This is a genomic window from Actinosynnema sp. (genome assembly GCF_052038725.1).
This window is the reverse complement of record NZ_JBQGCX010000382.1, coordinates 1-3,184: the sequence shown is the minus strand read 5'-3', so window position 1 is coordinate 3,184 and position 3,184 is coordinate 1. Positions and strand designations below refer to the sequence as shown.

Genomic DNA, 3,184 nt, shown 5'->3' with positions numbered 1-3,184 from the left:
GCCGCCCTCGCGCTCGGCTTCGCGGGCGAGGCCGCGTGCAGCGCGGGCGACCACGCCCTGCACACCGAGATCGCCCGCGCCGCCGCCGACCTCCGCGCGCCCGACGACCCCGACCCGCAAGCCCTGGTCCTCGACCACGTCCTCGGCATGGAAGCCACCTTCCGGGGCCGCCACGCCGAAGCCGTCCCGCTGCTGCGCGCCGTCGTCGCCACCGCCGAGCGCACCCCCGTCCCGCAGGCGGGCGTCTGGGGCGGGCACGCCGCCTACGTCCTCGGCGACTCCGCCAAGGCCCACGAGCTGGCGGGCGGCGCGGTGGTCGCCACCCGCGAGCGCGGGCTCACCGCGTTCCTCCCGTGGGCGCTGATCTACCAGGCCCTGTCGGCGCTCCTGCTCGACCGCCACGCCCTCGCGTTCTCCGCCGCGTTCGAGGGCCTGCACGCCGCCGAGGCCGTCGGCCAGCGCAACGCCGCCGCCGACCACCTGGTGATCCTCGCCCTGCTGTCCGCCCTGCGCGGCGACTGCGACACCGCCCTGCACCGCGTCGACACCGCCGCCGAGCAGGTCTCCCGCCACGGCCTCGGCCGTGCCGGGACGCTGGCGGCGTGGGCGCTGGCCTGCGTCGACCTGGCCCGCGAGCGGCCCGTCGTCGCGCTGGAGCGGTTGCGGGCGCTGGAGTCCGGGGGGCGGTACGGGGGCGTGCACGAGGGCATCCGCACCATGGCCGTGCCGCACCTGGTGGAGGCGGCGGCCGGGTGCGGCGAGGTCGGGTGGGCGGAGCGGGAGCTGCGGCGGTTCCGGCGGTGGGCGGACAGCGGGGGCAGCGCCGCCCGGCAGGCCGTGGTGCGCCGGTGCCTCGGGGTGCTGGCCGACGGGGACGACGCGCGGGAGCACTTCACCGAGGCGCTGCGGCTGCACCGGGTGAGCGGCGGGGCGCTGGAGCTGGCGAAGACGCAGCTGGTCTACGGGCGGTGGCTGCGCAGGTCCCGGCGACCGAGGGTGGCGCGGGAGGTGCTGCGGGAAGCCGCGGACATCTTCGAGCGGCAGGAGGCCGAGCACTGGGCGGCGCGGGCGCGCGCCGAGCTGCGGGCGGCGGGGGAGACGGCGCCCGGCGCCGAGCGGACCGCCGAGCGCGCGGGCGAGCGGCCCGGCGACCGGGCCGGCGGGGGCTTCGCCGAGCTGACCCCGCAGCAGGCCAGGATCGCCCGCCTGGTCGCGGAGGGGGCGAGCAACCGGGAGGTCGCGGCCCGGCTGTTCCTGAGCCACCGCACCGTCGAGCACCACCTGCGGAACATCTTCGCCCGCCTCGAGGTGCGGTCGCGGGTGGAGCTGGTCAAGCGGTTCGGCTGAGGGCGCGGCCCCGGCGCCCGCGATCGACCGCGCCACCCGTTGGCAATTCCCACCACCGCCCCCACCTGCGCTTTCCCGACGTTTCGGACCCGTCTCTGTTAGCGCTAACAACAGCCACTGCCGAGGTGGAAAAAGCAGGCATCGCCGCATGTCAAGAACCCGCTCGGCCGCAGCACATCGCCTTCCGGGAGGGGGTTGACACCCAAGTTGTGAGCGATCACACTCGTCCGCAACATCCCGGTAACCGGCCGCCGCCCGCCCCACCTCGCCGGACACCCCCGCACCACCGGACACGACACTGCCGTCGCGCGCCGATGTGAGCGTGAACATCGACGACGGCGGTGTCTGGGAAGGAATGTCGTGGTCAGTACCCGGTCCCTGGGCCGCCGGGCGGCGCCGCTCCTCGCGACCCTGCTGCTAGCCGTCGCGCCGCACCAAGCCGCCGCGCAGCACACCGTCGCGAGGCACCCCGACCAGCCCGCCGCCGAGTCCCCGGACCCCACCGCCCAGGCGACCTACGCCGCCTACGTCATGGGCTACTTCACCGAGTCCCCCGGCATGACCGGCGCGAACTACGGCCTGCACCTCGCGGTCAGCGGCGACGGCCTCAACTGGACCCCGCTGAACCAGAACAACCCCGTCGTCACCCCCACGGCCGGGACCAAGGGCCTGCGCGACCCGTTCATCCTGCGCAAGCAGGACGGCACCTTCGTGGTCATCGCCACCGATCTCAACGGCACCGACTTCACGCAGAAGAACCAGTACATCCACGCCTGGGACTCCACGAACCTCACCGGCTTCAGCAACTACCGCAGGCTGAAGATGCACTCGATGGACACCCACACCTGGGCCCCGGAGGCGTTCTACGACCCGGCGCGCGGCCAGTACGGCATCTTCTACTCCGCGCACAACGGCACCCGCGACGTCTTCATGGTCAACTACACCACCGACTTCGTGAACGTCGGCTCCCCGCAGGTGTTCTTCGACCCCGGCTTCAACGTCCTCGACGGCACCGTCGCCACGGCCAACGGCACGAACTACCTGTACTACAAGAACATGGCCGACGGGAACATCTACGGCGCCCGCTCGTCCTCCTTGAACCCCAACAGCTTCAGCACCTACACCAGCCCCCTCAAGCAGGCGAGCGGCATCGAGGCGCCGATCGTGGTCAAGTCCAACACCTCGGACACCCACTACCTGTGGTGCGACTCGTACTCCCCGGTGAACGGCGAGTTCTACGCCTGGTCCACGGCCAACGTGAGCGCGAACTTCTGGTCGGTCCTGAACCAGCGCGCCTACACCCAACCGCTGAACTCCAAGCACGCCACCATCTCCCCGATCACGGCGGCCGAGCAGTCCGCGCTGCTGTCCCGCTGGGGCGCCCCGTCCTGGAACCGCCTGAAGTCCTCGAACTTCCCGGACCGCTTCGTGCGCCACCAGAACTACCTCGCCCGGATCGACCCGTACCCGTTCGACCCGCACACCGACCAGCTGTGGAAGCTCGTGCCCGGCCTGGCCGACGCCTCCGGCGTGTCGTTCCAGTCGGTGTCCGACCCGACCCGCGACCTGCGGCACTACGACTACGCGATCCGCTTGGACGCCAACGACAACACCGCCGCCTTCCGCGCCGACGCGACCTTCCACCGGGTGCCGGGCCTGGCCGACTCGTCCTGGTCCTCGTTCCGCTCCGCGAACCTGCCGGACCGCTACCTGCGCCACTCCGGCTACGCGCTGCGCGTGGACCCGATCAGCACCGCGACCGACCAGCAGGACGCGACCTTCCGCGTCGGCTCCTGACCCACCGGGCGCGTTTCCCGGCACAGCCCGGCAAAAGCGC

Annotated in this window: 2 protein-coding genes; both read left to right on the top strand. The window is 72.7% G+C overall.

The window, feature by feature from the left end:
• Window positions 1-1,347: LuxR C-terminal-related transcriptional regulator (locus ACTUAL_RS07695; protein WP_440899757.1), on the top strand; the 1,347-nt coding region annotated here is incomplete at its 5' end.
• A 360-nt stretch (window positions 1,348-1,707) separates the two neighbouring features.
• Window positions 1,708-3,144, top strand: a complete 1,437-nt coding sequence (locus tag ACTUAL_RS07690; protein WP_440899756.1) for a glycoside hydrolase family 43 protein — start codon at window positions 1,708-1,710, stop codon at window positions 3,142-3,144.
• Window positions 3,145-3,184: the final 40 nt, after the last annotated feature.